A 1,410-nucleotide genomic window follows, 5' to 3' on the forward strand; every position below is an offset into this window, starting at 1 on the left:
CCTAGTACTACTGTGTTAAAAAATAAGGCATTATTCGCTTATCTTCAAGTGACCTGTGAGGAAGGCGATGGAAATCCCAAGGGAGCGGTTTGAGGAATACGTGTCGCTGATTGCACAGACGCTTGGGCACGCCGACCGTGTCGAACCGTTTCGTGGTTACTGCACCGGGTTGATGCTGCCGGTTAAGCGTAAGAGCGTCGAGCCTATGGCGGCGCATTTATCGCCGAGCCGGGTGCGCTCGGAACACCAACGGCTGCATCACTTTGTGGCTGACGCGCCATGGTCGGACGAAGCGGTGCTTGATGCGGTGAGCAGTTATGCCCTTGAGCGAATCAGCCGGCGCGCGGGTGCGCCTGAGGCGCTGATTATTGACGATACCGGCTTTCCAAAGAAGGGTAAGCACTCGGTCGGGGTCGCGCGGCAGTACTGCGGCCAACTGGGCAAGCAAGACAACTGCCAAGTCGCGGTCAGCGTCTCGATCGCCAATGAACTCTTTAGTTTGCCCGTGCGCTACCAATTGTATTTGCCGCAAAGCTGGGCCGATGACCGGGAAAGGCGTAGCCATGCCAAAGTGCCCGAGGCGCTTGAGTTCGTCACCAAGCCGATGCTCGCCCTGCAACTGCTTGAGAACATCGGCAAAGTAAAATCGCTGCCCGAACTGGTTCTGGCCGACGCCGGTTACGGGACGAGCACTGAGTTCCGCGAACAACTCACGATGATGGGCTTCACTTACGTAGTTGGGGTGAGCGGGACGGTCAGCCTGCAGTCGCCAGCTCAGCCGCCGCTGCAAGCTAAAGAGTTGGCCATGCAATTGCCGTCGCGGCGCTTTCGCACCGTTACATGGCGTGAAGGAACCAACCGCGCGTTGTCGTCGCGTTTTGCGGCCACACGAGTACATTGCGCCTCGCGAGCAGCACGGCCAGGCGGGCCCTTCGACGAGCAATGGTTGCTCATCGAGTGGCCCAAGGGCGAAGTCGAACCGACCAAGTACTTCCTGAGTACGTTGGCGGCTGAAACGCCAATCAAGGAACTCGTGCGACTCGCAAAACTGCGCTGGCGCATCGAGCGCGATTATCAGGAACTCAAGCAGGAACTCGGCTTGGGGCATTTCGAGGGACGCAGTTGGCGCGGCTTTCATCACCACGCGACGCTGTGCATAGCGGCCTATGGCTTTCTCGTCACCGAACGCCTGGGTGGGCAAAAAAAAACTCCAGCTCATCGGTTATCCTGCGAAGTCCCTTCCTTACCCGAAGGCTTCCGGCCCCGGGGCGCCCCTGCGTAAGCAGCGCCATGTGCCTGATTCGATCGCAACGCTGCGATTGGAGCTTGCTGCCGCATTGCTTGCCCGTCTTGATCGGTGTCCGTGCTGCGGGAGGAAAACTGAATGGTTGATAACACAGTAGTACTAGG

Annotated in this window: 1 protein-coding gene; it reads left to right on the plus strand. The window is 58.6% G+C overall.

The window, feature by feature from the left end; all coding sequences use genetic code 11:
• Window positions 1-67: 67 nt before the first annotated feature.
• The gene (locus AWB68_RS44905) at window positions 68-1,282 is read left to right on the plus strand and encodes an IS701 family transposase (protein WP_087650450.1); all 1,215 of its coding nucleotides are present in this window, start codon (window positions 68-70) and stop codon (window positions 1,280-1,282) included.
• Window positions 1,283-1,410: the final 128 nt, after the last annotated feature.

The organism is Caballeronia choica (genome assembly GCF_001544535.1).
Taxonomy (GTDB): domain Bacteria; phylum Pseudomonadota; class Gammaproteobacteria; order Burkholderiales; family Burkholderiaceae; genus Caballeronia; species Caballeronia choica.

Coding starts and splice junctions, on each gene's coding strand:
- AWB68_RS44905 (WP_087650450.1), top strand. CDS start 68: ATGGAAATCCCAAGGGAGCGGTTTGAGGAATACGTGTCGCTGATTGCA.